Below are 26,347 nucleotides of genomic sequence, written 5' to 3'. Positions count from 1 at the left end.
TGGGTGGCAGACCTCTGGCCGGCCGCCCACGACATCCGATGGGAAGCACTCCACGGCTACACCGCTGGATCGGGGTTCAGCGCTGAGCGGCCAGCACTGCCGCGAGACCCTCTCGCAGGTCCTTGACGAAATACCCGGGCATCTCCAGCGATGGGAAGTGTCCCCCGGTTTCGGGTGCCCTCCATCGGACGATCTGGCGGAACCGCTGCTGCTGCGCCCAGGGGCGCGGGTACTTCTCGATGTCGCGGGGATACACCGTGATCGCGGACGGGACGTCGACCCGCAGGTCGGGGTCCAGCGAGTTGTGGCTTTCGTAGTAGATGCGCGCCGATGACGCGCCGGACCACGTCAGCCAATACAGGGTGACGTTGTCGAGCACGCGGTCCCGGGAAATCGTTTCGAACGGGCTGTCTTCGGTGTCCGACCATTCGGCGAACTTGTCCAGGATCCAGGCAAGGAGCCCGACCGGTGAGTCGACGAGCGAGTAGCCGATCGTCTGCGGTCGGGTCGCCTGCTGCTTCGCGTACGCCGCGTGGTGGTGCCAGAAATGGTGGGTTTCCTCGGTCCACGCGCGCTCGACCGCCGTCAGCCCGTCGGCTGTCAGCCCGGGCGGCGCCTGCGCGGTCGTGGTGTGGATGCCGAGAACGTGCTCCGGGAACCGGCCACCGAGGATCGTGGTGATCACGCCTCCCCAGTCGCCGCCGTGGGCCAGGAACTCGCGGTAGCCGAGCCGTCCCATCAGCTCCGCCCAGGCGGCCGCGATCTTTTCGGTGCCCCACCCCGTGGTGGCCGGCTTGTCGCTGTAACCGAACCCCGGCAGCGAGGGCACCACGACGTGGAACGCCGGCGCGTCCGCGTCTTCCGGATCCGCCAGCTCGTCCGCCACGTCGATGAACTCGGCAACGCTGCCCGGCCAGCCGTGCGTCACGATCAGCGGAGTGGCATCCGCCCGCGCGGATCGGCGGTGCAGGAAATGGATTCCCACATCGTCGATCGTCGTGCGGAACTGGCCGATCCGGTTGAGCCGCGCTTCGAACGACCGCCAGTCGTACCCGGTGCGCCAGTAGCCCACGAGCTCGGTGAGGTCGGCGAGCGGAACGCCCTGGTCCCACCGCCGCGGATCGGGCGCGGCCCGGTAGACCGTCTCGGCCTCCGGCAGCCGCGCGGCGGCCAGTCGCGCGCGCAGATCGTCGAGGTCGGCGTCGGGTGCGTGGGTTCCCTGACTTCCGCCTCGGCCCCGTGCTGGCGACCACCTTCACGGGAACTCTGTCGGAGCGGCACGGCAAGCCGGTGGAGCGCATTCCCGTCCCGCAACGACTCATCGATTGGCTGGCGGTGAGCGGCCTCGCCGTGGAGTCCTGCACCACAGCCCAGCTCGAACTCGCCCGGGAACTACGGGAATCGATTCACGCCGCCGCGACAGCGGCCGCGCTCCACGACCCTCTCCCCGCGTCCGCTGTCCGAGTCATCAACGACCGCAGCGCTCAGGGCAGGGCCGCGGCTGTCCTGACGCCCGAGGGCAAGCGGCGATGGCAACTCAGCTCGGCAACCCGCGTGGAAGACGCCCTGGGCGTGATCGCCGCCGACGCGATCAGCATCATCGCCGGCGAACGGGACGGCAGGCTGGCCTTGTGCGCATCGGCGACCTGCAGGGCTGCCTTCTTCGACACCAGCCAGAGCCGCACCCGCAAGTGGTGTGACATGAACACGTGCGGGAATCGCCAGAAGAAGGCGCGCTTCAACGCCGCCCATCGCAAAAGCTCCTAGGCGTACCCGGCGGGCGCAAGCGCGGCCGCCCGTTCTGCCCGGTCCAGGATTCCCAGACGACCGGCCCGGGCGGCTCATGCGCCCGGTTTCGCCCGTGATCGGGTCGCCGTGTGCCCGTCCGTTGATCAGGGGAAATCCGTCTGCTCGGTCCCCTCCCCCGGCCAACCTGCTCGACGAGATGGCGCGGCTCCGGGCGCGGGCCCGGGCGGACCGGCACGCCTACGTCCCGCCGCTGATCCTGTTCGCCGTGCTCGTGCTGCTCGCGCCGCTGGGGACCGCCGCCCGCCCGCCGCTGTTCGTCGTCGCGGGTGTGCGGTTCGGCGAACCTCGCAGTCGGCGGAGCCCTGTCGCTCCGCTCGAAGCTCGATAGCCGGACCGCGCGCGGCGTCACCACCGCCGCCGCGATGGTCTTCGGCCTCGTCGCGGGGCTGGTCCTGCTGCTGGGCGGCGCGGTCGCGGCGTGGCACGAGCGGCGGGCGCGCGCGTGAGCGAGCACCCCGCGGCGGGCCTGGACGAGACCGTGCACCAGCGGCACCGGCTCGGCATCCTCACGATCGCCGCCGAGGCCGGGCAGGTGGACTTCGGATACCTGCGCCGGACCCTCGCCAGGTGCCGGGAACCTGTCCCGGCACCTGGCGATCCTCGAGGAGGCCGGGGGCTACTCCTCGAGCCGGTTGGTTCCCCCACCTTCGCGGGTCGCCCAGGTGAAGTGCTCGGTGAGGCGCCACCGTCCGTCGGGCAACCGGGTCACCTCGCCCTCCGAGTGGCCGCTGTCGACGGTCCCGTCGGTCTGGATCTGCAGGTAGTGGAAGCGGGCCCGGGCGCCGTCGAGGGTGCCGGCCAGCCAGCCGTCGGCGATCCCGCCGCCGCCGTAGCGCGCGGTGATCGCCTCGCCGTTCTGGTCGAAGCAGAAGACGGTCCCGGGGCCGAGCGCCGAGCTCTCCGCCGTCGCGACGGTGCGCAGCACGACGCCGTCCAGGAAACCGGTGCCGGACAGGCGGTCGAGCAGGTCCCGGACGGGCCCGGCCGCGGCCTCGGGAACCCCGTAGTAGTCGAAGATCCCGCCGCGCTCGCTGTTCTGCCCGCAGATCACGAACAAGCCGCTCCCGGTCGAGGCCTTGACGCGAGAGGACAGCCAGCCCACGAACCCGCTGTCGTCGGCGCCCTTCGGGAGCACGACGCGGAACACCGCGAACCGCTCACCAGCTCCGGCGGCCGGGCACAGGGCGCTGGGGCGGCCTTCGTCGCGGACGAGCGCGATCGCGTCCGCACGGCGAACGGCATCCGCACCTTCGACGAAGGACCACGCCCCAGGCAGCCAGTCGATCGCGCTCGTACGAAACACCCGGCGCAGCCGGGCTTCGGTCTGGGCGCCCGTTTCCCGGGAGATCGTCACCATGACCAGAGGCTCGCACGAGCCGAACTAATGAGTCAACCCATTAGTTTGGTACGGTGTCGTCGATGACCGAACCCCTGGCACTGGCCTTCGCCAACACCCGGTCCTCGCCCGGGCGGGACCGGATCGCGACCGTCGAGCGGTTCCGGGCGTGGGCCCGGCCCTGGCCCGCCCTGGCCGCGTGCGTGACCGCCACGCCGCCGGGCGCGCTGCCGGAGGTTCTCGCGCGACGGGACGCCACACAGGTCGTTCTGCACCACCTCGCGGCCGGCGAAGCACCGCCGGCCGGAGAACTGGCGTTCGCCACCGCACCCGGGCTCGCCCGCGCGGAGTTCCGCGTGCGGCCCGCGGCCGGCGGTGTCGCGGTGGACGACGCCGGACCGGAGGCCGTCCCGCAGGTGCTCGGCCGCGCGGTGGTGGACTTCCTGCTCGGCCCGCAGATCGCGCACCTGCGGCGATGCCAGGGCGGTGGCTGTCACAAGGTCTTCGTCTCCGCCCGCGCCGACCGCCGCTGGTGCGACAGCAAAGTCTGCGGCAACCGCGCCCGCGTCGCCGCCCACGCACGCCGCAGCCGTTGAGCTGCCCTGTTCCGGAGGTTCTCGTGTCCCTGCCGTCCGAGCCGGCGATCGTCCTGCTCACCGGGATCCAGGCGGCCGGCAAGTCCACCGTCGCGCAGATGCTCGCCGAGCGGCTTCCCCGGTCGGTGCACGTGCGTGGTGACGGGTTCCGCCGGATGATCGTCAACGGGCGCGCCGACATGAGCCCGGACCCCTCCGCCGAAGCGGCGGTCCGGCAGCTCCGCCTGCGTCACCGCCTCACCGCGGCCACCTGCGACGCCTACTTCGACGCCGGGTTCACGGTCGTCGCGCAGGACGTCGTTCTCGGGGAACACCTCGGCGAGATGGTCGAGCTGATCCGGCGGCGGCCCCTGCTGGTGGTCGTGCTCGCGCCGCGGCCCGAAGCCATCGCCGCCCGCGAGGAGGGGCGCGGCAAGACCGCCTACGACGACTGGGCGATCACCCAGCTCGACGCGGTGCTCCGGCGTGACACGCCCCGCCTCGGACTGTGGCTCGACTCCTCGGACCAGTCCCCCGCCGGCGCGGGCGAGGAAATCCTCGCCCGCGCCTGGACCGAGGCGCGCGTCAGCTCTGCGGCAGGTTCTCCCACAGGCCGATGACGTTGCCCTCGGTGTCGGTGAAGTACGCGTAGCACCCCATGCCCGGGATCTCGGTGCGGCCCACCAGTTTGGCGCCGCCGAGCTGCTCGACCTTCCCCAGCGTCTCGTCGATGCTCGCCACGTCGATGGTGATCACCGGGCTCTTCGGGGCCGACTCCTCGCGCGCGAACATGCCGCCGTTGATGAAGCCGGGTTCGCTCGGCATGCCCTGCTCGGAGGTCGGGCCGGTGGCCACGCTGGTGTAGTTCATGTCCGGCATCTCGGTGACGTTCCAGCCGAACGCCTCGCGGTAGAAGCCGCGCGCGCGTTCGCCGTCGTCGAACGGGATTTCGAAGTGGACGATCCTGCCGCTCATCGCCGTCTCCTGCCATGGCTCGATGGGTCACCGACGCTAGGCCCGGCCACGGGGACGCGGCCAGAGGATTTGGTCCCGCTGTCACCCGGTCAGGTCGTTCTGGTGGCCCGGTCGTGTGTCAACGCCGCCGTGGGCTTCGCGGCGGCCGAGCATGGGAGGCCGGAGCGACGAAAGGACCGTGCGATGGCGACCAAGCTGCAGAGCCGCTGGCGGCGGCTCCTCGACCAGCACCCGGCCTGGGAGGACGCGGACGACCTGGACAACCTCGCGTTCGACCCGCCCCGCGAGTCCCTCACCGACCACAGCGACTGCCCCATCGCGCCCACCTGCGACGGCTGCGGCTCGACGGAGGACCTGCGGGTGGCCACGTCGGTGTTCAGCCGCCCCGACGGCTACGACGTGGCCTGCGCGACCGTGTGCGCGCGCTGCGCCGGGCGGCCGTTCCTGTTCCTGCTGACCGAACGGCAACTGCGCTGCGCGTTCGACGCGCACAGCACGCATCTCCCCCGGCCCTGACCTGCCGGATCTGCCGTGGCCGCAGGAGGACCGGGCTGCTGCTCCGCACGTGAGTCCTCAGACGTCTGCAGTGCTACCGTGCGCCCATGACGGAGCTGCGCCGTGGACCGGTCGTGCCCCAGGTCGCGAGCCTGCTGCGGCAGCGGCTCCGGCGCGGTGACTGGCGGCCCGGCGACCGGCTGCCCAACGAGGTCCAGCTCGCCGCGGAGTTCGGGGTCGGGCGCTCGTCGGTGCGGGAGGCGGTTCGCCTGCTGGTCCAGGACGGGCTCCTGGACGTCCGGCACGGCTCCGGCACGTTCGTCGCCGCCGGGACGGCCGACACCGGCGACGTGCGGCGGCTGGTGCGGCGCGCGCGGGTGCTCGAGGTGTACGAGGTCCGCCGTGCGCTCGAGGTCGAGGCGGCGCGGCTCGCCGCACGGCGGGTCCGGCCCGAGGACGTCGATCGTCTGCGCGCCGGCCTGCGGAAACGGCAGGACGAGCGTGGCGCGGACCCGGCGGTGTTCGTCGACGCCGATCTCGCCTTCCACCGCGGCGTGGTGGAGCTGTCCGGCAACGCGCTGTTGCTCAGCCTGTTCACGGCCGCGGAGCCGGTGCTGCGCGAGATCCTGACCGACCTGGTTCGCCACGAGACGCAGCTGCCGGACTCCTCCGCCGCCCACGCCGACCTCCTGGACGCCCTCGAACGCGGCGACGCGGACGCAGCGGTCGCCGCCACGGTCGCCAACCTCGAACCCGTGCTCCGCGGCCTCCGCTCAGCTCCCGCCTAGCCCCCGCCCCCGGCGGGCCACGAGCGCCGTGGCGTCCAGCTCGTCGGAGGTCGCCACACGCGGGACCAGTCCGGCGCCGGTGGCGGCGCGGACCAGTGCCGGCGCCTGGCGTTCGCTCGTTTCGATCAGGAGGTGCCCGCCCGGCGCGAGCCAGGCCGGGGCACCGGCTATGACGCGGCGGGCGATGTCCAGGCCGTCGGCGCCGCCGTCGAGTGCCAGCTGGGGTTCGTGCAGGCGTGCTTCCGGCGGCATCAGCGCGACAGCTTCGGTGGGTACGTACGGCACGTTCACGACCAGCAGGTCCACCCGCACGCGCAGCCCGTCCGGCAGCGCGGCGTACAGGTCGCCTTCGAAGACCTCACCGGGAACGTTGCGGCGCGCGCAGCGCACCGCGGCGGGGTCGAGGTCCGCGGCGTACAGCTCGGCGAGGTCGAGTTCGGCGGCCAGCGCGGCGCCCACCGCGCCGGAGCCGCAGCACAGGTCCACCGCCACCGGACGCGGCGGGGCCAGCCGGACCGCCTCCTCGACCAGCAGCTCGGTGCGCCGCCGGGGCACGAACACGCCCGGTTCGACGTGGATGCGCAGGCCGCGGAACCCGGCCCAGCCGAGGACCTGTTCGAGGGGTTCGCCGGCGACCCGCCGAGCGGTCAGGGCCTCCAGCTCGGCCGGGGTGGCCGCGGCGGCCAGCAGCAGCCGGGCCTCGTCTTCGGCGAAGACGCAGCCGGCGGCGCGCAGGCGGCCGACGAGGACGGTTTCGGAATCGACGGACAAGAAAGAGCGCCTTTCACGGGGGAAACGGGCGCTCGCGGCTCACTCGTCGCCGGAGGCGAGCACCCGGGTTGGCGGAACGGAAACGGGTCTCACCTCCTCGGTCGGTCGTGGTGATCACCCTAGCGGAGGCGGCGGGGTACAGCACCGCGGCCGCTCTCGCGCCGGCACGGAACGGTCGGCGCGTCTGAGTAAGATCATCGCGCGTGGACGAGAATGCGCGCCTGAACGTCGTCGTTTTCCAGGTGAACGGCGACGAGGACGATCTGTTGCGGGCAGCGGCGCCGGCCCAGGCCGAGGACGCCATCCGGCAGGCCTGGCGCCAAGTCCAGCGGGAGCGGCAGGTCCAGCCGCCCGACATCACCCGCGTGCACAGCGTCTGGCAGCCCTCGCGGGTGGACCGGATCTTCCTCGCCGCGACGTTTCGCGGTGCCGAGATCACGCACGACTTCGACCGCCCCGCCGACGGCGACTGGGACACAGCCTTCGAAGCCGCCCGCGAGGAGAACACGAAGGTGCAGCTCGAGAGCCTGCGCGACGCGTTCGTGCGGGCCGAATCCGAGGGGGAATGGCTGCCCATCCTCCACACCTACGACGGTCCGCTGAAGCTCTACTACTCGCTGCCGCTGGTGGACGACCGGCTGCACCTCGGCTTCGCCAGGGCGACCGCCACGCCCGAGGGCCGGGTCGGCATGTCCCACCTGCTGAGGAACCAAGCCGATGCCTTGAGCGAGGACGAGTTCCACGAACTGATCGACGAAGCGGTCGGCAACCTCCGGCGCGGGCTCATCGTCAAGGTCGCCCCGGACCCGGACAAGGGCCCCCTGGTCATCCTGGAGCGCGGCGACAACAGCCTGTGCGCCGCGTCCGCGGTCGTGATGGACGACTTCGCCGAGACTATCGGCGCGCACGTCGGCGAGGACCAGCTGCTGGCGGCGCTGGTCAGCCCGGACCACATCTACGTCGCCGGTGTGAGCTCCGGCTGGGCTGCGGAGCTCACCGAGTGGGTGCGCACCTCGCCCGACACGAGCGGCGACCTGGTGCCCACCCTCCTGCGGGTGGACAGCCACGGCATCCGGGAGATCATCGCCGAGCGGCCGACCGGCCGGGTCCCCGCGAGCACTTCCGTGTGATCCGGCGGGTGAGCCTGCCAGCCGGCCGAGGCCGCGGTGCGGACGACCTCACGCCGGGCGGCGGATCTCCGGCCGGTCGATGATCCGCAGCCAGGTGCCGTCCGGCTGCCGCCGCGCGACCTGCACCCGTCCCCCGGTGTCGTCGGCCGGCTTGGTCGAGCACAGCGCCAGGTCGCCGTAGTAGACGGTCGGCATCGGTTCCTCGACCTGGAACTCACCGCCCTGCTCCACCAGGCGCTCCAGCACCTCCCGGATCGCGTCGCGGCCGACCGTCTGCGAGCCGGGCGGGAACGCCAGCACCGCGTCCTCGGCGTACAGCTCGGCCAGCGCCTTCGCGTCCCGCGCGTTGGCGCGCTCCACGAACATCACGGCCAGATCCTCCGGCCTCCGGGCCTTGTCGATCATGTTTCGCTCCCTTCCTCTCCACCCAGCCTCTCGCCGCACGAGCCAGAAGTCCAAGAGCTGGTAGGTCTCGCTACTAGAATCAGCGGTTATGGAACTGCGGCAGCTCGAGTACTTCGTGACGGTCGCCGAGGAGGGCAACTTCACCCGCGCCGCCGAACGCGTGCACGTGGCCCAGCCCGGCGTGTCGGCGCAGGTCCGGCGCCTGGAACGGGAGCTGGGGCACGAACTGCTGGACCGCTCCGGCCGCCCCGTCCGGCTCACCGAGGTCGGCGCCGCCGTGCTGCCCTACGCCCGCGCGGCGCTGGCCGCCGTCGCCGGGGCGCGGCTGGTCGCCGACGAGTTCCGCGGCCTGGTCCGGGGCAAGATCGCCTTCGGGATGGTCACCTCGCACAGCTTCGACGTGCCCGGCCTGCTCGCCGCCTGGCACGACGACCACCCGGGCGTGGAGATCACGCTCGTCGAAGGCCGCTCCGAGCAGCTGTCCGAGGACATCCGCGGCGGACGCCTGGACGCGGCGATCGTCAGCCTCGCCACCGACGAACGACCACCCGGCCTGGACGTCCTGGTCCTCACCGAGCAGGCCATCACCGCGGCGGTCGGCCTGGACGACGAGTGGGCCGGCCGAGCCGAGGTCCCGCTGGCGCACCTGCGGGACCGGCCGCTGATCAGCCTGCCCGCCGGCACCGGCCTGCGCGCCCGCCTCGACGAGGCCTGCGCCGCGCGGGGCCTCACCCCGCGGATCGGGTTCGAGGCCAGGCACCCCGCGGTGCTGGCCGACCTCGCCGCGCGCGGGCTGGGCGTGGCGATCCTGCCGGAGTCGGTGGCCACGACCCGGCCCGACCTGCACGCGATCACGATCACCGATCCCCCGCTGCGCGGCTGCCTGGCCCTCGCCTGGCGGGCGGCGGGCCCGGTGAGCCCGGCGGCGCGGGTGTTCCTCGACCGCGCCCGCGCCGCACTGCGCTGAGGACCCGCCCGATGCCGGAAAAGGATTCGCCCGGGCTGGCTAGGGTGAGGACCATGCCCGCCGAGCAGCCCGCCGCCTGGCAGCCGAGCGACACCGAGCTCTTCACCACCCACGGCGACGCGTTCGTGCCGCACCGGCGCGAGCAGATCGCGGTCGTCTGCGACCTCCTCGCCGGCATCCCGGAACCGCGCGTGCTCGACCTGTGCTGCGGTGAGGGCCTGCTCTCCGCGGAGTACTTGCGCCGCGACACCCGGGCCCGCGTCACCCTGCTCGACGGCTCACCCGAGATGCTGGACAAGGCGGCTGCCCGCCTCGCGCCGTTCGCGGGCCGGTGGGAACGGGTGCGGGCGGACATCCACGACCGGGACTGGCGGCGCGGCGCGTTCGGTGGCGTGATGACCTCGCTCGCCGTGCACCACCTCGACGGCGCCGGCACGCGCGAGCTCTACCGCGACCTGCACGGCATGCTCGTGCCCGGCGGGGTGTTCGTCATGGCCGACCTGGTCGAACCCGCGGGCGCCCGGGCCCGCGCGGTGGCCGCCGAGCACTGGGACCGCGCCGTGCGCGACGCGGGCGGCGACGAAGCCGCCCGGGCGTTCGAGCGCGCGGAGTGGAACTACTACCGCCTGCCCGGCCCCGACCCGCTCGACACGCCCTCCTCGGTCGCCGAGCACCTGACCTGGCTCGCCGACGCCGGGTTCGCCGACGCCGACGTGGTCTGGCTGCACGCCGGCCACGCGATCTTCACCGCCACCCGCCCCTGAGAGGAACCTCCATGTTCACCGGCCTGTCCGCCTTCCCGCTCACCCCGATCACCGGCACCGGCCTCGACACCGCCGCCTACGCCCGGCTGGTCGAGCGCCTCGCCGCGGCCGGGGTCGACTCGATCGGCGCGCTCGGCTCCACCGGCTCCTACGCCTACCTGACCCGCGACCAGCGCGCCGAGGCGGCCAAGATCGCCGTCGGCGCGGCGGCGGGCACCCCGGTGATGGTCGGCATCGGCGCGCTGACCACGAGCGAGGTCCTCGCGCTGGCCGAGGACGCCCAGAACGCCGGCGCGGCCGCGGTGCTGCTCGCCCCGGTCAGCTACCAGCCCCTCACCGACGACGAGGTGTTCGGCCTCTACGAAGACGTCACCCGCGAACTGTCGGTCCCGCTGTGCGTCTACGACAACCCGCGCACCACGCACTTCCAGTTCAGCGACGAGCTGCACGGCCGCATCGCCGGACTGCCCGGCGTGGGCTCCATCAAGATCCCCGGCGTGCCCGCCGGCGCCAAGGCCCGGGTGGACGCCCTGCGCGCCCGCATCCCGGACACCGTCACGATCGGGATCAGCGGCGACCCGTTCGCCGCCGCCGGACTCGCCGCCGGCTGCGACGCCTGGTACTCGGCCCTCGCCGGCACGTTCCCGGACGCCGCCCAGGCGATCATGCGCGATCCCGCCGAGTCGGAGCGCCTGCGACCGCTGTGGGACCTGTTCGCCCGCCACGGCGGCATCCGCGTCCTCGCCGCCGCGGCCACCCACCTCGGCCTGACCGGCGATCGCGTCCTGCCCCGCCCGCTGCGCGAACTCGACGGCCCGGCGCGGGAGGAGGTCATCGCCACGCTGGCGGCGCTCAGCCTGTAGCCCGCCGCGCCCGCAGGACGGTGTCCCGCGTGTACCGGCCGGGTGTGGCGCGCGGCCGGATCTCGTCGACCAGCACGGTCCACTCCGCGGCGAGCAGCGCGGCGATGTCGGCCGGGTGGTAGTAGTCGGCCGGGTCGAACCCCTCGCGCGCGGTCAGCTCGGCGGGATCGTGACTGGTCACCAGCAACGTGCCCCCGGGCGCGACCGCGGCGAGCAGTCCGCGCAGCACGCCGGGGTCGGCCTTGGGCAGCGGGACGTAGTGCGCCGACACCAGGTCGAAGCAGCCCGCGGGTGGCGCCATGGCCGTCAGGTCGGCGTGCATCCACGCCACGCGCCCGGTGTCGTCCGCCGCGGCCGCCCGTTCCAGCGCGACGCGGGAGGCGTCGACCGCGGTGACGTGCCAGCCCCGCCGCGCCAGCCACAACGCGTCGGCCCCTTCCCCGCAGCCCGCGTCCAGCGCCTGCCCCGGCGCCAGTCCGGCGGCTTCGGCGACCAGCACCTCGTTGGGTTCGCCGCTGAACACCCGCTCGCGGCTGCGGTACATCTCGTCCCAGTCCATGACCACCACGGTGCCCCGCACGCCCGCCGGCTGACAAAGTTCTTTGCGGAATCGGCAAAGCCGCGGGCACAGTGGAGAGATGAGCGAGGAGTTCGACGCCGTGCTCGGCGCCGTCGGCCCGCGGCTGCGTGAGCTGCGCCGGCGCCGCGGCACCACCCTGACCGCCCTGTCGGAGGCCACCGGCATCCCGGTCAGCACCCTGTCCCGCCTGGAATCCGGGCAGCGCGCCCCGAGCCTGAAACTGCTGCTGCCGCTGGCCAAGGCCCACCAGGTGCCGCTCGACGACCTCGTCGGCGCGCCCGCCACCGGCGACCCGCGCGTCTACCCGCGGCCCCGGACCCACCACGGCATGACCGTCATCCCGCTCACCCGCAAACCCGGCGGGCTGCAGGCCTTCAAACAGATCCTCCCGGCCGGGCCGTCCGGGCTCGACCCCGATCCGCGCTCGCACGAGGGCTACCACTGGCTCTACGTCCTCGACGGACGGCTCCGGCTCGTCCTCGGCGACCAGGACCTCGTCCTGTCCGCCGGCGAGGTCGCCGAGTTCGACACCCACCTGCCGCACTGGTTCGGCAACGCCGACACCGGCCCGGTCGAGTTCCTGAGCATCCTCGGCCCGCAGGGCGAACGCTTCCACATCCGGGCCCGCTACCGGCCCTCCTGACCCTCCGGCGGGTTGCGCCGCACCCGGCGGCTGCGCCACTTGCTCGCCAGGCGGGAGTGCGGCTGCCACTCCAGCCCGTTGGGCAGGTTCCACCCGAACTTCACCGCCGCCAGCCGGAACGACAACGCCCCGACCACCCCGGCCACGACACCCACCAGCGGGGCGCCCAGGTAGTGGCAGATGACCATCGTGGCCGCGACGGCCGCGGCGACCGTGCCGTAGAGCGCGTTGCCGCCGAACACCGCGGGCACGCGCCGCAGCATGATGTCCCGCAGCGCGCCGCCCCCGACCGCGGTGGCCGTGCCCAGCAGGATCGCCGGCAGCCAGCCCAGCCCGGCGGCCAGCGTCTTCTGCGCCCCGGTGACCGCCCAGAACCCGATCACCGCCGCGTCCAGGGCCGTGAACAGCTTGTCCCACGCGCTCTCGCTGATCGAGATCACGAACGACAGCAGCGCACCGGCCAGCGCGGTCGGCAGGTAGGCGTAGTCGGTCAGCGCGACCGGCGTGCCGTGCTGCAGCAGCGTGTCCCGGATGACCCCGCCGCCGAGCCCGGACACGCTGCCCACCACCAGGAACCCGAACAGGTCCAGCCGCTCGCTCCGCGCGATCGCGCCGCCGAGGATCGCGCAGGCGAACACGCCGGCCAGATCGAGGTAACGCGTGACGTGGTTGATCGCCTCGACCGCCGTTCCACCCGCCATACCGGGCACCCTAGTCCGCAGTGGACGGACGATCAGGACACGGCGAGGCACTCCGCGCAGCGCGGCACCCGCTCGCCTCCGGGCACGTGCTCGATCGCCGTCCAGATGCGCCGCCGCTCCCCGCACCGCGCGATCCGGTAGCCGAGGTAGGGCTGCTCGTCGGCGAACAGGTGGGCCCGCCGCTCGTCGGCGAACGGGGCCGGCACGTCCGGCACGAACCACGGGAGCGCCTCGAACAGGCTGAGCTGGTCCTTCGCCTTCACCGTGGCTCCTCCACGCGTCGTGCTCCTGCGTGGACGGTACCCGCGGGGTCCGACGAGGATGCGCAGCCGGCCCCTCACTTCCCGGCGGATGCGCGGGGCGTGAGACCGAGCTCGGCGACCAGGACGGCCACCCCGAGCACGTACCCGAGCTGGCGGCCGGTGTTGACCACGGCGCTGCCGGTCGCCGCCCGGGCGGGTGGGAGGCCCGCGGTCGCGGCGGCGAGCATGCTGGGCAGCGCGAGCCCGATGCCGATGCCGGTCACGATCCAGCCGGGCAGGATGTCCGTCCCGAACCGCGCCTGCGCCGAGGCGTTGCACGCCAGCATCACCGCGCCCACGCAGAACACCAGGTTGCCCACGGCCACGAGCCGGCCCACCGACAGGTACCGGACCAGCCGCTGGCCGACGACGGCGAAGATCGGGAGCATCAGCGGCCCCGGCAGGATCGCGACACCGGTGGCGATGGCGCTGTACCCGGCGACGTTCTCCAGCCACAGCACGACGCTGGGGAACAGCGCCCCGAACGCCGTGCAGAACACCAGCACCGTGACGTTCGCCCAGGCGAAGGCCGGCACCCGGAACAGGGCCGGATCCACGACCGGTGCCGGATGCCGCAGCACGCGCGCGACCAGGAACGCGATGCCGAGCACCCCGGCGCCGAACGCGGCCAGCGTCGCCGCCCCGGCCCAGCCCCACTCGTCGCCCTTCACCAGCCCGAGCGCCACCGCGAGCACGACGGCGCCGAGCGGGTCGGGCAGCCGGGTGATCGAGTCGTCGCGGGACTCGGGCACCAGCCGCAGCGCCCCGGCGAAGGCCACCACACCGACCGGCAGGTTGATCAGGAACACCCAGTGCCAGGACAGCTCGACCAGCGCCCCGCCGGCGACCGGGCCGAGCGCGGCGGCGAACGAGCTGGTGGTCGCCCAGATCTTCACCGCGCCCGCACGCCGCTCGGCGGGCAGGGCGGTGAGCAGGAGCCCGAGGCTGGTCGGCGTCAGCACCGTGGCCCCGGGGGCCTGCAGCACCCGGAACGCGACCAGCCACCAGAGCCCGGGCGCAGCCCACGCTGGCGAGGGTGAAGACGGTGAGCCCGACGAGGAAACCCGCCTTGCGGCCGTGCCGGTCCGCCAGCCGCCCGGCCGGGATCAGCAGCGCCGCGTAGACGATCGTGTAGCCGTTGAGCACCCAGCTCAGGTCCGCCGGCGACGAGCCGTCGAAGCTCGCGCCGATGTCGGTGAAGGCCACGTTGACCACGAAGACGTCGAGCATGGCCGTGAACGCGGCCGAGCGAGCCCGCCGTGATGGAAGGTCCGCTCGCGGATCTCAGTTCGTGGAAGACCGACCACTGCTCGCTGGTCAAGGCCCTGGAGATCGTCGGCACGAAGTCGGCGCTGCTGATCCTGCGCGAGGCGTTCTACGGCACCACCCGGTTCAGTGCCTTCGCCTCCCGGGTCGGGATCACCGAGACGGCCCGGGCCCGGCAGCTGCGGCACCTCACCGGGGCCGGCCTGCTCGACAAGCAGCCCTACCGGGACGTTGGCGGCCGCACACGCGACGAATACGTGCTCACCGACATGGGCCGCGACCTGCTCCCGGTCGTGCTCGGCCTGATGCAGTGGGCGGACAAGTACCTCCAGGACGGCGGGCCCCCGCTGCTCTACGTCGACCACGACACCGGGGCCCCGGCCCGGGTCGGCCTGCGCACCGACGAGGGGCACCCGGTCGAGCTGGACCAACTGGGCGTCCGGCTCAACCCCGCCTGGCGGCGGCCCCGGCCGGGCGGCTGATCCGCCGGCTCGGCGCCGGCTAGGACAACGCCGTCGCCGCCGCGTTGCGGATGTGGTCACGCCACAGGGCGCTCGCCCCATCGGCGTCCCGCGCCGCGATGCGCTCCACGACCTCTTCGATCTCGGCGATGCTGGACCGCGGACGCCCCTGGTGGGCCAGGGACCGCGCACGCAGCTGCGCCAGGCGGCCGTGCAGCAGCCGCGCCTGGGCGTGCAGCACGTCATTGCCCGCGCCCGAGTACAGCACGTCGTAGAACTTGTTCTTCGTGCTGAGCATGCGGGTCACCCGGCCGGACTCGTGCGCCGCCTTGACCTTCGCGAACGCCTCACGCAGGCGGGTCATCACGTCGTCGTCGGCCCGTTCCACGAACAGCCGCACGGCGAAGCACTCGAGCGCCTCACGCACCTCGTAGATCGCCCTGGCCTCGTCGTCGCTCAGCTGCGCGACGGTCGGGCCCTTGTGCGGCGGGATGACCAGGAACCCCTCGGCCTCCAGCTGGCGGCAGGCCTCGCGGATGGTGTTGCGCGAGACGTCGAGCCGTTCGCACAGCTCGCGTTCGACCAGCCGCTGCCCGGGTTTGAGCACACCACTGACGATGTCGGCGCGGATGGCCTCGACCGCCTGGGTGCGGACCGGCGCCGCGGCATGGACCACCTTCACGCCCGCCAGCCTAACGATTGCCCGATTGTAGGTCAAACTCTTCCGATCTACTGTGACCAAAGAAGCAGGTCATAGACTTGTATTTGACCGATTGTGGGACAATCATCTAGCATCCTGGTCACCCGAAGACGACCAGAAAGGCGCATCCATGCCCCCGTCATCGCCGGACACCTCCGCCGAAGGTGTCACCCGCTACGGCCTGTTCATCGGCAACCAGCAGATCGCCCCGATCGACGGCGAGTACCTCGACGTCGTCAACCCGGCGACCGGCCGCGTGTGGGCCCAGGTGCCCGACGCCTCGGCCAAGGACGTCGACGCCGCGGTGGACAGCGCGCGCCGCGCCTTCGACGACGGCGACTGGCCCGCCTGGCGCGCGGCCGACCGGGCGAAGTTCCTCATCCGGTTCGGCGAGGCGATCGCGGACAACGCCGAGGAGATCGCCCAGCTGCAGGTCAACGAGAACGGCAAGCTGATCCGCGAGATGGCCGGCCAGGCCAAGCTGATGCCCGAGTACTTCAACTACTACGCCGGCCTGGCGCAGATGCCGACCGGCAGCACCAACCCGCTGCACGTGCGGCAGATGATCAACTACACGGTGCGCGAGCCGCTCGGCGTGGTCGCCGCCATCACGCCGTGGAACTCGCCGTTGCTGCTGCTGGTGTGGAAGCTCGGCCCGGCGCTGGCCGCGGGCAACACCGTGATCGCCAAACCGTCCGAGGTCACCCCGGTGTCGGCCATCCGCTTCGCCGAGCTCGCCGCCGAGGCCGGTCTGCCCCCGGGCGTGTTCAACGTCGTCACCGGCCTGGGGCACCCGTCGGGCACCACGCTGACCGGGCATCCCGGCGTGGACAAGATCGCGTTCACCGGCTCGACCGCCACCGGACAGGCCATCGCGTCCCAGGCCGGCAAGACGCTCAAGCGCGTGTCGCTGGAGCTGGGCGGCAAGTCACCCAACATCGTCTTCGACGACGCCGACCTCGACAGCGCGCTCAACGGCCTGGTCGCCGGGATCTTCGGCGCCAGCGGCCAGACCTGCATGGCGGGATCGCGCATCCTGGCGCAGGACAGCGTCTACGACCGCGTCGCCGAGGAGTTGGCGCGCCGCGCCGAGGCGATCCGGGTGGGCGACCCGCAGGACCCGGCCAGCGAGATGGGCACCATCGCCTCCCGCGCCCAGTACGACAAGGTCCTGTCCTACATCGACGTCGCCAAGGACGACGGCGCCCGGCTCGTGGCCGGCGGCGGCCCGGCGCGGGTCGAGGGCCTTCCCGACGGGTTGTTCCTCCGCCCGACCGTGTTCGCCGACGTCACCAAGGACATGCGGATCGCGCAGGAAGAGGTGTTCGGCCCGATCGCCGCCCTCATCCGGTTCACCGACGAGGACGAGGCCGTGCGCATCGCCAACGACACCCAGTTCGGCCTCGCCGCGGGCGTGTGGACCGGCAACGTGCAGCGCGCGCACCGCGTCGCGGGCCGCCTGCGCGCGGGCACGGTGTGGATCAACAACTACCGCAAGACCTCCTACGCCACCCCGTTCGGCGGCTACAAGCAGAGCGGCCTCGGCCGCGAGAACGGCGCCGACGCGCTGCGCGAGTACACCGAGGAGAAGAGCGTCTGGGTGGACACCGGCCAGGGCGTCAAGGACCCCTTCAACCCGCGCGCCTGACACAGGAGAAGAGCATGACGACATCGGCATCGTCGCCGGACCCGGTGCCGCAAACCGGTCACCGCCGGCGCGCTCGGCGAACTGGCCGCCGCACTGGAACTGCCCGCGGACCGGCTCGCCGAGACCGTCGCCGCGTACAACGCGTCCGTTGTGGACGGTCCCTTCGACTGGCGGCGGCCGGACGGCAAGCACACCGCGGGCCTCACCCCACCCAAGAGCAACTGGGCTCTGACCATCGACGAGGCGCCGCTGCTGGCCTATCCCGTGGCGTGCGCGATCGTGTTCACCTTCGGCGGCCTGGCGACCGACGCGGAGGCCCGCGTCGTCGGCGAGCGGGGCACGCCCATTCCCGGCCTGTACGCGGCGGGCGAATGCACCGGCATCTACCACGACAAATATCCCGGCGGCACATCCGTGCTGCGCGGCATGGTGTTCGGGCGGGTGGCCGGCCGCGCGGCCGCCACGGCCTGACCCGTCCGGAGGAGGACCCATGACGGCTCCCATCTCGGTGCCAGCCACTTCGAAGGCCGGCACCGCACCCGGCACGTTCCGCACCCTGCTCGGCGCCGGCATCGGCAACACGCTCGAGTGGTACGACTGGAGCGTCTACGCCATCTTCGCCCCGTTCTTCGCCAAGCAGTTCTTCGTCGGTGGCGACGCCACGAGCGCACTGCTGTCCACCCTGGCCGTGTTCGCGGTCGGGTTCCTGATGCGCCCGCTCGGCGGATTCCTCTTCGGCTGGCTCGCCGACCGCCGCGGACGGCGGTTTTCGCTGACCACGTCGATGGTCACCATGGCGCTGGGCAGCCTCATCATCGGGATCGCGCCCACCCACGCGGCCATCGGCGTCGGCGCGGCGGTGATCCTGCTGCTCGCCCGGCTGCTGCAGGGCCTGGCCCACGGCGGCGAGATCGCCGCCTCCTACACCTACGTCGCCGAGATCGCGCCCGCCGCGCGCCGCGGACTGTGGTCGACCAGCCTCTACATCTCGGTCACCGCCGGGATCGTGCTCGCCTCGCTCATCGGCGCGGCGGGATCGAGCGTGTTCGGTGAGCAGGCCCTGCGGGACTGGGCCTGGCGCGTGCCGTTCCTCATCGGCGGTGTCCTCGGGTTCGTCGGCCTGTACCTGCGGCGCACCCTCAAGGAAACCGACGCCTACACCGAGGGCGCCACACCACGCAGCACGCGCGAGCTGGTGCGTGCGCTGGCCCGCAACAAGAGGAGCCTGGCCCGGATCCTGGGTCTGACCGCCGGTGTCACCGTCGTCTACTACATCTGGGCAGTCGGTGTGTCGGGGTTCGCCATCAGCGCCAAGGGCGTCGACGCGACGGCGGGACTGTGGGCCACGGTGGCGGCGAACGTGTTCTTCATGATCACGTTGCCGCTGTGGGGATGGCTGTCCGATCGCTTCGGCCGCAAACCGATCTTCATCGCCTACGGTGTCGCGTTCCTGGTGCTGTCGTTTCCGCTGATGACCCTGATCGACGACTCCGCGATCCGGCTCGGCGTCCTCATGGGAGTGGCGCTGTTCTTCCTCGGCGCGTTCGTCGGCATCATGCCGGCCTACTTCGCCGAGCTGTTCCCCACCGAGGTCCGCGCCTCCGGCGTCGGCGTGCCGTACTCGCTGATGGTCGCCGTCTTCGGCGGTACCGCACCCTACGTGCTGACCTGGCTGCACGCGCACCAGCTGGAGTGGGTGTTCTCCGGCTACCTCGTCGTGCTGGTCGCGATCGGACTGATCACCACCCTCCTCACCCCCGAAACCAAGGGCAGGCCCCTGACGTGAAGCCCCTGTCGTCCCGGGCGGACTCGATCCGCCCCTCGCCGACACTCTCGCTCCACGCCCAGCTCACCGCTCGCCGCACCGCCGGGGAGGAGGTGCTCAACCTCTCGGTCGGTGAGCCCGATTTCCCGATGCCCGACCGGGCCCGGGAGTACGCGGCGAAGGCGATCGCCGACGGGCGCAACCGCTACACCGACGTCGCCGGGATCCCCGAACTGCGGGAGCGCATCCGGCGCAAGCTCGCCGAGGACAACGCACTGGAGTACACACCCGACGACGTCGTGGTCGCCAACGGCGCGAAGCACGCCCTGTTCAACGCGTTCCTGGCGCTGTGCGAGGACGGGGACGAGGTCGTGGTGCCCGCGCCGTACTGGGTGACCTACCCGGAGCAGGTCCGGGTCACCGGCGCCCGGCCGGTGATCGTGCCCACCGCGGCCAAGCTGACCGCGGAGCAGCTGGCGGCGGCAGTCACGCCGCGGACGAAAGCGGTGGTGCTCAACAGCCCCGGCAACCCGACCGGCGCGACCTACAGCCGGGCGGAACTGGCGGCCCTCGCCGAGGTGGTCCTGCGGCACGACTTGTTCGTCGTGGAGGACCTGATCTACGAATACTTCCACTACGGGGACGGTGGAGTGCCCAGCATCGCCTCGCTCGGGCCGGAGCTGCAGGCCCGGACGGTGGTGGTGAACGGGGTGTCGAAGAGCTGCGCGATGACCGGCTGGCGCGTCGGTCACACGGCGGCGCCGCCGGAGATCGCCCGGCTCATCCGGCGGTTGCAGGGCCAGGCGACCTCGAACGTGTCCGTGGTCGCGCAGTACGCGGCGCTGGGCGCGATGGACGACGTGCCGTGGGACGCGATCAGGTCCTACCGGTACCGCCGCGACCTCGCCCACCGGAGGCTGACCGCGATCGACGGCGTGCGGTGCCCGTTGCCGACCGGGGCCTTCTACCTGTTCCCGGACGTCTCGGCGCTGCTCGCCGGACGTACGGCGGACGAGTTCTGCAGCGCTCTGCTGACCGAGACCGGGGTCGGCCTGGTGCCGGGCACGGGCTTCGGCGCGCCGGACCACGTGCGCCTCAGCTACGCGGTGGACATCCCCGTGCTGGACGAGGCGCTCGACCGGCTCGCGGCCTTCGCGGCCGCATGATCGTTGTTACTGTTCCGGAGGTGCATGTGAATTCTCTCGCTGATGTCGCCGGCCTCGACCCCCTCCGGCTGCGCACGCCGTCGCGCGTGCGGACCGCCGTGCTGGGGGGCGTCAGGCTCAGCTACGTCGCCGACGGGTGGATCCAGCTCAACCCGCGGGTGTGGTTTGCCGACAGCGGCCCGGATTTCTGGGACCGCCACCGGGAATACCTCGACGACGAGGGCTTCCTGCGGGTGGGCGCGGGCGGTCTGCTCGTCGAACGCGACGGCCGCGCCCTGCTGATCGACACCGGTTTCGGACCGTGCGAGGTGGCCACCGACCCGGCCCAGCCGCAAGTGGGGGCGGCGTCCGGTGGCCGGCTGCTCGCCAGCCTCGCCGCGCTCGGCCGGGCCCCGGCCGATGTCGACACCGTGGCGATCACGCACATGCACCGCGACCACATCGGCTGGGTCGCCGCGCCGGCACCGGACACCGGGGTGCCGCCGTTCGCGCACGCGCGAGCGGTGCTGACGAAGGCCGAATGGGACCACGGCTGTTCGCGGCGGGAGGCGCCGTTCCCGGAGACGGTGGTGGCGCTGGAACCGCGGCTGGACCTGGCCGACGACGGTGACGAGGTGTTCCCCGGCGTCCGGCTCCTCGCCACGCCCGGCCACACACCCGGTCACGCCGCCTACGAGATCACGGCCGGCGAGGAGACGGTGATCGCGTTCGGGGATCTGTTCCACTCGCCGCTGCAAATCGGGCACCCGGAGTGGTCGCCGCCGGTCGACGTGGATCCCGAGACGACCGCCCGCCACCGGCGCGCCCTCGTCGACCGCCTGGCGACGCCTGGAACGTACGGTTTCGGAATCCACTTCGCCGATGTCGCGTTCGGGCGGGTGCGCCAGGACGAGGGCGGCCGGCGCGCCTGGCAACCGGTGGTCACGGAAGCGCGCTGACCTGGTCCTGGCACCCGCGGGCTCGGACGCCCGGATCCCGAGCCGGGTGCGCTCGCTCTGGGCGGGCGCCGGTGGGTTCACCTCTGATGGCCCCACCGGCCACCGGATCGGGTGGAGCTGGTCCTGGCGCCTGCGGGCTTGGAGGCCGGAGCGGCTTGGGCACTCTCGAACAGAGTCGGCTGCCTCGATCTGGAGCGGGCGCCGGTGGGAGTCACCCCTGATGGCCACCGCCCGCCGAGTCCCGCTGAACTGGTCCGAGCGCACGCGGCCTTGAATGCCCGGAGCGGCTTGGGCTCGATCCGGGGCAGGCACGCCGCCGTCCAGCAGGCACCGGTGGGGTCACCCCTCGTGGCCCTCGCCCCCCACGGGCGCCGCGGTGCCGGCGAGCAGTGCGCGGAGCCGGGCAGAAAGATCAGCCGCCGGCTCGGCCAGGGCCGTGAGCACCCCCTCCCGCAGCGCGCCGAGCCGCGCCGCGGCGGCCTCCGAGGTCCGGGCGGTCGTCCGCGCCTCGGTGGCGGCGGCCTCGGCCCGCGCGGCGGTGGTGACCAGCTCGGTGATCCGGTCGCGGGCGGCGGCCAACGCCGTCTCGTGCTGCTCGCGCAGTGCGGTGATCCGCTGATCGTGCTCGTCGCGGGCCTGACGGTGCTTCTCGCGTTCCTCGGCCAGGGCCTGGTCGTGCCGGGCGCGCAACCGCTCGAGGTCCTCGTGGTGCTGAGTCGCCAGGTCGCGCAGGTCGGTTTCCAGCTGCCGGGCGCGGGCGTGTGCGGCCTCGGCCTCGGTGGCGCGGGCGGCGGCCGCGGCGGCGAGTTCCTCGATGCGGGCGGCGGCGGCCTCGGCAGCCTGCCGCTGCTCGGTCTCGACCTGGTCCAGGCGTTCGCGCAGCTGGCGGATCTCGCCCTCGGCGGTGAGCCGGTCGGCGATCGCGCGCTGGGCCTGGGTTCGCTCGCTCGCGGCGCGCTCCTCCGCCTCCCGCGCCCGCGCCTCGGCGGCTTCGGCCCGCTCGGCGGCCTCCGCGGCGACCACCTCCGCGGCCGCCGCGGAGGTCTCGGCCGCTGAAGCGCGCGCCTCCGCATCCGCGGCGGCGGCCTCGGCTTCCGCGACCCGGGCGCGGGCCTCCGCCACCTCCGCGCCGAGCCGCTCGTCCAGCGCGGTCAGGGTCCGCTGCAGCGGCGTGATCTCCGCCAGCGCCCGGCTCACGTCCCGGCCCACCGCCGCCACGTCCAGCCCCGGCATCGCCGGTCCGTAGGCGGCGAACGAGATCTGGTCGGCCTCGTCCAGCCGCGCGCACGTCACCTCGCGGCCGCGCTCGTCGACCGCCCACACCGTCGTGCAGTACTCCCCCGGCCGCCCGCCCCGCGGGCCCGGCTGTTTGCGGGGGTGCCGCCGGCAGTACCGGCACAGCCCCGGATCGGACAGGGGCTCACGACTCCCCGACGCATCCCTGCGTGGCGGTGGTGGGGGTGCTTCTTCCATAACCACAGCGTATCAGTTCGAGTTGCAGAACCTAAACCGGCAGTTAGATTTCATAAATCCGAACAAACAAAAGTCCGCGATAATCACGGTTATCGTGGATGAGAGATCCGGCTGTCCTGGAGGGCGAAAACTGGAGCTCGTCACCGTGACGAAACGACCCGGTACCCCGGGAACCCCGCGACTGCGCGTCCGGAAGGCCTACCGAGCTCACCCGGCCGGTGTAACCCCCCGCAGATCGAGTGCGACTTCACGGAAAGCGTTCCGGACGAAGGTGATGACCATGACCCAGACGGTCGGCGGCGGAGTGGCGGACCTGCGGGCACTGCTCAACGGCCCGGTGTTCGGCCCGGAGGACTCCGGGTACGACGAAGCCCGGAAGGTGTGGAACGCCGCCAACGACCGGAGACCGGCGATGATCGCCCGCTGCGCCTCCGCCGCCGACGTCGCCGCGGCGATCCGGTTCGCCGGTGACCACGACCTGGAGATCGCCGTCCGCGGCGGCGCGCACAGCCCCTCGGGCAACTCCACGGTCGACGACGGCGTGGTCATCGACCTCAGCGCCCTCAACCACGTCACCGTCGACCCGGACGCGAAGCTCGCCCGCGCGGGTGGCGGCGCCCTGCTGGGCGACCTGGACGCCGCCACCCAGGCACACGGCCTCGCGGTGCCCGCCGGCATGGTCAGCCACACCGGCATCGGCGGGCTGGTCCTCGGCGGCGGGATGGGCTGGTTCACCCGCAAGGCCGGGCTCAGCATCGACAACCTGGTCTCCGCCGAGGTCGTCACGGCGGACGGCCGGATCCTGCGCGCCTCGGCGACCGACCACCCGGACCTGTTCTGGGCCCTCCGCGGCGGCGGCGGGAACTTCGGCGTGGTCACCGAGTTCGAGTTCCGGCTGCACGAGGCCGGCCCCCTGGTGCAGTACGCGCTCGTGTTCTGGGAACTCGACCAGGGACCAGAAGTGCTGAGGCTGGCGCGCGAGCTGGTGCCCACGCTGCCGCTCGACCTCAGCGTGGTGATCGGCGCCCTCAACGCGCCGCCCGCTTCGTTCGTCCCCGAGCAGTACCACTTCACACCCGGCTACGCGCTTCTCGTGACGGGGTTCGGCGACCCGGGCACCCACGCCGACGTGCTCGCCAGGATCCGGCAGGCGCTGCCGCCCGCGTTCGAGTTCGTGACCCCGATGCCCTACGTGGAACTGCAGCAGCTCATCGACGAGGCCAACGCCTGGGGCCTGTACTACTACGACAAGAGCCTGTACCTGGAGGAACTGTCCGACGAGGTGATCCAGGCGGTCGTCGAGCAGGTGCCGCGGCGCACCTCGCCGATGTCGATCGTGCTGTTCTACCGGCTCGACGGCGCCTACTCGGCGGTGCCCGACGACGCCACGGCCTTCAGCGGCGGCCGCTCACCCCGGTACTGCGCCTTCATGATCGCGGCGACGCAGACCCTGGAGACGTTGCCGGCCGAGACGGCCTGGGTGCGCTCGTGCGCGGAGGCGCTGCGCCCGTACGCCCCGCACGTCGGCACCTACGTCAACGCGATGGACGACACCGGGCAGGACCGGGTCCAGGCGGCCTACGGGCCCGCGAAGTACCAGCGGCTCCGCGACATCAAGCTGCGGTACGACCCGCGCAACGTCTTCCACCGCAACGTCAACATCCCACCGGCCGACGGCGCGCCGTCGTGACATGATCGGCGGTGATGACCGTCGACCACGCCCCGTACGAGCCCCGGCCGATGCCCGCTCGCGCCCCCGACAAGCCCGCCCTGCGGCGCCTGGTCGAGGACGCGGTGGCCGGGCTCCCGGCCTTGCCGGACGACCCCGCCGGCGCCCGGGGCCCGCGCGGGGTCACCCGCTCGTGGCTGCTGGAGATGAAGAGCCACCAGACCCGCCGCTCCTACTGGCGCGGTCTGGGCCTGTGGCTGTCCTATTGCGACTGGCACCGCGTCGACCCGCTGGCCGCGCGCCTGGCCGACGTCAAGGACTGGATCGCCCTGCTCGACCCCGGCAGCCCGGTCACCCACAACGCCCGCCTGGCCGCCGTCAGCTCCTGGTACACCGAGCTGATCAACAACCGCGTCCACGACGACAACCCGGCGCGCCTGGTCCCTCGCCACAAGCGCGACCAGGAATCCCAGACCCGCGCCCTCACCCACGGCGAACTCCTGGCCCTGCTCGGCCACGCCCGCGGCCGCGCCGAGACCGCCGGCACCGAGGCCGCGCTGCGCAACCTCGCCATCCTGGAGATCATGGCCACCACCGCCGTGCGGTCCGGCGCGATCCTGCACGCCCGCTGCGGCCCGGACGGCGACCTCGGCGTCGACCGCGGCCACCGGATCCTGCGTTACGTCAACAAGGGCGGCCACCGCAAGACCGCCGACATCCTCGGCCTGGCCGACGTCGCCCTGGGCAACTACCTCGCCGCCCGCGCCGCCCGCGAAGGCAAGCCCGTCGCCGAGCTGTCCGGCTGGTTGTTCGCCACCCGCACCGGCACGCCCCTGACCTCCCGCGACCTCGGCAACCTCCTGCGCGACGCGGCCCGCGGCGACGGCCTGGACCAGCCCGACGACGTCGTCCCGCATTCCCTGCGGCACACCGTCCTGACCCTCGGCTACGAACAGGGCGTCTCCGTGGAGGACCTGGCCGACCTCGCCGGCCACGAAAGCGTCGCCACCACCCTGATCTACGTCCGCCGCAGCCGCCGCCGCCAGACCACCCAGATGCTGGCCGACCTCACCAGCGGCACCACTCCGGAAACCCGGGACGAGCCGCGCCACCTGCGGCTGGTCCGCGACGCCTGACACCCCTGGGTGGCCCTCGCAGGGCCACCTATCCGGTTGGCGGGCGACCACGGCGAGTTCAGACTGGAGGCATGGTCAACAAGGAACTCGGCGACTTCCTCCGCGCCCGCCGCGCCGGGCTCACGCCGGAGGAGATCGGGCTCCCGGTCGAGCCCGGCCGCCGGGTCACCGGCCTGCGGCGCGGCGAGGTCGCCCGGTTGGCCGGGGTGAGCGCCGAGTACTACACCCGGCTCGAACAGGGCCGCGCCGGACAGCCCTCCGAGCAGGTGCTGCACGCCCTGTCCGGCGCCCTGCGGCTGGACGACGTCGAGCGGCGGCACCTGTTCACCCTCGCCGGCACCGCGGCCCGGAAGCCGGACCGCGGCGAGCGCTCGACGCGAGTGCGGCCGGCGATGCGCCAGGTGCTGGAGTCGATGCACCTGTGCCCGGCCTACGTCCGCGACGACAACCTCGAGATCGTCGCCGGGAACGCGCTGTGGGCACTGGTTTTCCCCGACATCGCCGCACTGCCGCGCCGGGAACGCAACATGGTCCGCTGGACGCTGCTGGACCCGCGGGCGCGCGCGGTGTGGCGCGACTGGGAGCAGGTGGCCCGCGACTACGTCCACGTGCTGCGGCTGGCCGCCGCGGCCCAGCCCCGCAACCAGCGGATCACCAACCTGATCGGCGAGCTGATGGTGCGGTCACCGGAGTTCCCGGGCTGGTGGTCCGAGCACCGCGTCCACGAACGCAGCGCCGGCCGGAAACGGATCCACCACCACCTGGTCGGTGACCTCGAACTGCACTTCGAGATCTTCACCCCGGTGGCCGACCCGGCCCTGTCGATGCTGGTCTACTCCGCCCCGCCCGGCTCCCCCAGTGAGGAGCGCCTGCGGCTGCTCGCCAGCTGGGGAAGCGAGTCTGCGGCCGCGGCTCCCCACAGCGCCGACGCCGGCTCCTGACCGGCGCGGAGCCGACATCGCCCGCGCGCACCCGCGCGCGGCGCTCGATCACGGCCTCGACGGCCGTCACGGAAAGGAAA

At 72.8% G+C, this 26,347-nt stretch carries 31 protein-coding genes and 1 pseudogene; 20 read left to right on the top strand and 12 right to left on the bottom strand.

What is annotated here, in order from left to right; genetic code table 11:
- Positions 1 to 76: 76 nt before the first annotated feature.
- Positions 77 to 1,186 carry an epoxide hydrolase family protein gene (locus D0D15_RS10975; RefSeq protein WP_094002964.1) on the bottom strand — a complete coding sequence of 370 codons (1,110 nt, stop codon included), beginning with the start codon at positions 1,184 to 1,186 and terminating at the stop codon, positions 77 to 79.
- A gap of 53 nt (positions 1,187 to 1,239) precedes the next feature.
- On the opposite strand from D0D15_RS10975, the gene D0D15_RS10970 reads away from it, so the two are divergent.
- The gene (locus tag D0D15_RS10970; protein ID WP_233157007.1) at positions 1,240 to 1,767 is read left to right on the top strand and encodes a CGNR zinc finger domain-containing protein; all 528 of its coding nucleotides are present in this window, start codon (positions 1,240 to 1,242) and stop codon (positions 1,765 to 1,767) included.
- A 308-nt stretch (positions 1,768 to 2,075) separates the two neighbouring features.
- Complete coding sequence (locus tag D0D15_RS35900; protein ID WP_162830543.1) at positions 2,076 to 2,255, top strand: hypothetical protein; 180 nt, start codon at positions 2,076 to 2,078, stop codon at positions 2,253 to 2,255.
- A 170-nt stretch (positions 2,256 to 2,425) separates the two neighbouring features.
- On the opposite strand, the gene D0D15_RS10955 is transcribed toward D0D15_RS35900, so the two are convergent.
- Positions 2,426 to 3,166 (bottom strand): DUF6196 family protein, encoded by a 741-nt coding sequence (locus D0D15_RS10955; protein ID WP_115944405.1) that lies wholly within the window; start codon positions 3,164 to 3,166, stop codon positions 2,426 to 2,428.
- 62 nt (positions 3,167 to 3,228) lie between these two features.
- Between D0D15_RS10955 and D0D15_RS10950 the strand changes: the two genes are divergently transcribed.
- The gene (locus tag D0D15_RS10950) at positions 3,229 to 3,741 is read left to right on the top strand and encodes a CGNR zinc finger domain-containing protein (protein WP_094002967.1); all 513 of its coding nucleotides are present in this window, start codon (positions 3,229 to 3,231) and stop codon (positions 3,739 to 3,741) included.
- Positions 3,742 to 3,764: 23 nt separating this feature from the next.
- Positions 3,765 to 4,340: an AAA family ATPase gene (locus D0D15_RS10945; RefSeq protein ID WP_167481491.1), complete on the top strand. Its 576-nt coding sequence runs from the start codon at positions 3,765 to 3,767 to the stop codon at positions 4,338 to 4,340.
- Here D0D15_RS10945 and D0D15_RS10940 read toward each other — a convergent pair.
- Positions 4,306 to 4,695, bottom strand: coding sequence for a VOC family protein (locus D0D15_RS10940; protein ID WP_094002969.1), 390 nt, complete (start codon positions 4,693 to 4,695; stop codon positions 4,306 to 4,308). The genes D0D15_RS10945 and D0D15_RS10940 overlap by 35 nt on opposite strands.
- Positions 4,696 to 4,878: 183 nt before the next feature.
- On the opposite strand from D0D15_RS10940, the gene D0D15_RS10935 reads away from it, so the two are divergent.
- Together D0D15_RS10935 and D0D15_RS10930 are read left to right on the top strand one after the other, a co-directional pair.
- A complete protein-coding gene (locus D0D15_RS10935) occupies positions 4,879 to 5,211 on the top strand; it encodes a hypothetical protein (protein WP_094002970.1) in 333 nt (110 codons plus the stop codon).
- An 86-nt stretch (positions 5,212 to 5,297) separates the two neighbouring features.
- On the top strand, positions 5,298 to 5,978 hold the full coding sequence (locus D0D15_RS10930; protein WP_094002971.1) for a FadR/GntR family transcriptional regulator: 681 nt from the start codon (positions 5,298 to 5,300) through the stop codon (positions 5,976 to 5,978).
- Here D0D15_RS10930 and D0D15_RS10925 read toward each other — a convergent pair.
- Complete coding sequence (locus D0D15_RS10925; RefSeq protein ID WP_115944404.1) at positions 5,964 to 6,749, bottom strand: putative protein N(5)-glutamine methyltransferase; 786 nt, start codon at positions 6,747 to 6,749, stop codon at positions 5,964 to 5,966. The two genes, D0D15_RS10930 and D0D15_RS10925, sit on opposite strands and share 15 nt — an antisense overlap.
- A gap of 203 nt (positions 6,750 to 6,952) precedes the next feature.
- Here D0D15_RS10925 and D0D15_RS10920 point away from each other — a divergent pair, with 203 nt between their 5' ends.
- Positions 6,953 to 7,879, top strand: a complete 927-nt coding sequence (locus tag D0D15_RS10920; protein ID WP_094002973.1) for a hypothetical protein — start codon at positions 6,953 to 6,955, stop codon at positions 7,877 to 7,879.
- Between the two features lie 48 nt (positions 7,880 to 7,927).
- Here the strand turns inward: D0D15_RS10920 and D0D15_RS10915 are convergent, their stop codons facing one another.
- Entirely contained in the window at positions 7,928 to 8,284 is a 357-nt protein-coding gene (locus D0D15_RS10915) for a YybH family protein (RefSeq protein ID WP_094002974.1), read from the bottom strand.
- Between the two features lie 88 nt (positions 8,285 to 8,372).
- On the opposite strand from D0D15_RS10915, the gene D0D15_RS10910 reads away from it, so the two are divergent.
- The 3 genes from D0D15_RS10910 to D0D15_RS10900 are packed head-to-tail and all read left to right on the top strand — an operon-like array spanning position 8,373 to position 10,878.
- On the top strand, positions 8,373 to 9,251 hold the full coding sequence (locus tag D0D15_RS10910; protein WP_115944403.1) for a LysR family transcriptional regulator: 879 nt from the start codon (positions 8,373 to 8,375) through the stop codon (positions 9,249 to 9,251).
- Positions 9,252 to 9,304: 53 nt separating this feature from the next.
- The gene (locus D0D15_RS10905) at positions 9,305 to 10,015 is read left to right on the top strand and encodes a class I SAM-dependent methyltransferase (protein WP_094002976.1); all 711 of its coding nucleotides are present in this window, start codon (positions 9,305 to 9,307) and stop codon (positions 10,013 to 10,015) included.
- 11 nt (positions 10,016 to 10,026) lie between these two features.
- The gene (locus D0D15_RS10900; protein WP_094002977.1) at positions 10,027 to 10,878 is read left to right on the top strand and encodes a dihydrodipicolinate synthase family protein; all 852 of its coding nucleotides are present in this window, start codon (positions 10,027 to 10,029) and stop codon (positions 10,876 to 10,878) included.
- Here the strand turns inward: D0D15_RS10900 and D0D15_RS10895 are convergent.
- Complete coding sequence (locus tag D0D15_RS10895) at positions 10,868 to 11,437, bottom strand: class I SAM-dependent methyltransferase (RefSeq protein WP_094003132.1); 570 nt, start codon at positions 11,435 to 11,437, stop codon at positions 10,868 to 10,870. The genes D0D15_RS10900 and D0D15_RS10895 overlap by 11 nt on opposite strands.
- Positions 11,438 to 11,516: 79 nt before the next feature.
- Between D0D15_RS10895 and D0D15_RS10890 the strand changes: the two genes are divergently transcribed.
- Complete coding sequence (locus D0D15_RS10890; protein WP_094002978.1) at positions 11,517 to 12,101, top strand: XRE family transcriptional regulator; 585 nt, start codon at positions 11,517 to 11,519, stop codon at positions 12,099 to 12,101.
- On the opposite strand, the gene D0D15_RS10885 is transcribed toward D0D15_RS10890, so the two are convergent.
- The 4 genes and pseudogenes from D0D15_RS10885 to D0D15_RS37765 all read right to left on the bottom strand — a co-directional run.
- Positions 12,086 to 12,802 (bottom strand): trimeric intracellular cation channel family protein, encoded by a 717-nt coding sequence (locus D0D15_RS10885; RefSeq protein WP_094002979.1) that lies wholly within the window; start codon positions 12,800 to 12,802, stop codon positions 12,086 to 12,088. The genes D0D15_RS10890 and D0D15_RS10885 overlap by 16 nt on opposite strands.
- Positions 12,803 to 12,834: 32 nt before the next feature.
- Positions 12,835 to 13,065 (bottom strand): hypothetical protein, encoded by a 231-nt coding sequence (locus D0D15_RS10880; RefSeq protein ID WP_094002980.1) that lies wholly within the window; start codon positions 13,063 to 13,065, stop codon positions 12,835 to 12,837.
- 74 nt (positions 13,066 to 13,139) lie between these two features.
- Positions 13,140 to 14,090: an MFS transporter gene (locus D0D15_RS10875; RefSeq protein ID WP_279630555.1), complete on the bottom strand. Its 951-nt coding sequence runs from the start codon at positions 14,088 to 14,090 to the stop codon at positions 13,140 to 13,142.
- 103 nt (positions 14,091 to 14,193) lie between these two features.
- Positions 14,194 to 14,334 (bottom strand): annotated as a pseudogene (locus D0D15_RS37765) (MFS transporter); the annotation flags it as partial.
- Between the two features lie 32 nt (positions 14,335 to 14,366).
- Here D0D15_RS37765 and D0D15_RS10870 point away from each other — a divergent pair.
- Entirely contained in the window at positions 14,367 to 14,852 is a 486-nt protein-coding gene (locus D0D15_RS10870; RefSeq protein WP_094002981.1) for a winged helix-turn-helix transcriptional regulator, read from the top strand.
- Positions 14,853 to 14,871: 19 nt separating this feature from the next.
- Here D0D15_RS10870 and D0D15_RS10865 read toward each other — a convergent pair whose 3' ends face one another.
- Positions 14,872 to 15,513 (bottom strand): GntR family transcriptional regulator, encoded by a 642-nt coding sequence (locus D0D15_RS10865; protein WP_158224376.1) that lies wholly within the window; start codon positions 15,511 to 15,513, stop codon positions 14,872 to 14,874.
- A gap of 148 nt (positions 15,514 to 15,661) precedes the next feature.
- Between D0D15_RS10865 and D0D15_RS10860 the strand changes: the two genes are divergently transcribed.
- The 5 genes from D0D15_RS10860 (at position 15,662) to D0D15_RS10840 (ending at position 21,048) form a co-directional block, all read left to right on the top strand.
- Positions 15,662 to 17,179, top strand: a complete 1,518-nt coding sequence (locus tag D0D15_RS10860) for an aldehyde dehydrogenase (RefSeq protein WP_094002983.1) — start codon at positions 15,662 to 15,664, stop codon at positions 17,177 to 17,179.
- 81 nt (positions 17,180 to 17,260) lie between these two features.
- On the top strand, positions 17,261 to 17,650 hold the full coding sequence (locus D0D15_RS10855; RefSeq protein WP_094002984.1) for an FAD-binding protein: 390 nt from the start codon (positions 17,261 to 17,263) through the stop codon (positions 17,648 to 17,650).
- A gap of 19 nt (positions 17,651 to 17,669) precedes the next feature.
- Entirely contained in the window at positions 17,670 to 18,965 is a 1,296-nt protein-coding gene (locus tag D0D15_RS10850) for an MFS transporter (protein WP_094002985.1), read from the top strand.
- Positions 18,962 to 20,110: a pyridoxal phosphate-dependent aminotransferase gene (locus D0D15_RS10845; protein WP_094002986.1), complete on the top strand. Its 1,149-nt coding sequence runs from the start codon at positions 18,962 to 18,964 to the stop codon at positions 20,108 to 20,110. The genes D0D15_RS10850 and D0D15_RS10845 overlap by 4 nt, the downstream gene beginning before the upstream one ends.
- A gap of 26 nt (positions 20,111 to 20,136) precedes the next feature.
- Positions 20,137 to 21,048: an MBL fold metallo-hydrolase gene (locus D0D15_RS10840; protein ID WP_233157010.1), complete on the top strand. Its 912-nt coding sequence runs from the start codon at positions 20,137 to 20,139 to the stop codon at positions 21,046 to 21,048.
- 339 nt (positions 21,049 to 21,387) lie between these two features.
- Here D0D15_RS10840 and D0D15_RS10835 read toward each other — a convergent pair whose 3' ends face one another.
- Positions 21,388 to 22,521 carry a hypothetical protein gene (locus D0D15_RS10835; RefSeq protein WP_233157011.1) on the bottom strand — a complete coding sequence of 378 codons (1,134 nt, stop codon included), beginning with the start codon at positions 22,519 to 22,521 and terminating at the stop codon, positions 21,388 to 21,390.
- 280 nt (positions 22,522 to 22,801) lie between these two features.
- Between D0D15_RS10835 and D0D15_RS10830 the strand changes: the two genes are divergently transcribed.
- From D0D15_RS10830 to D0D15_RS10820, 3 genes are all read left to right on the top strand, one after another.
- Positions 22,802 to 24,211, top strand: coding sequence for an FAD-binding oxidoreductase (locus D0D15_RS10830; protein ID WP_094003134.1), 1,410 nt, complete (start codon positions 22,802 to 22,804; stop codon positions 24,209 to 24,211).
- A gap of 14 nt (positions 24,212 to 24,225) precedes the next feature.
- Positions 24,226 to 25,326, top strand: a complete 1,101-nt coding sequence (locus D0D15_RS10825; protein WP_115944402.1) for a tyrosine-type recombinase/integrase — start codon at positions 24,226 to 24,228, stop codon at positions 25,324 to 25,326.
- A gap of 71 nt (positions 25,327 to 25,397) precedes the next feature.
- Positions 25,398 to 26,267, top strand: coding sequence for a helix-turn-helix transcriptional regulator (locus tag D0D15_RS10820; protein ID WP_094002989.1), 870 nt, complete (start codon positions 25,398 to 25,400; stop codon positions 26,265 to 26,267).
- Positions 26,268 to 26,347 lie beyond the last annotated feature (80 nt).

Source organism: Amycolatopsis thermalba (assembly GCF_003385215.1).
Taxonomy (GTDB): domain Bacteria; phylum Actinomycetota; class Actinomycetes; order Mycobacteriales; family Pseudonocardiaceae; genus Amycolatopsis_E; species Amycolatopsis_E thermalba.
This window is presented reverse-complemented; position numbering and strand designations above follow the sequence as displayed.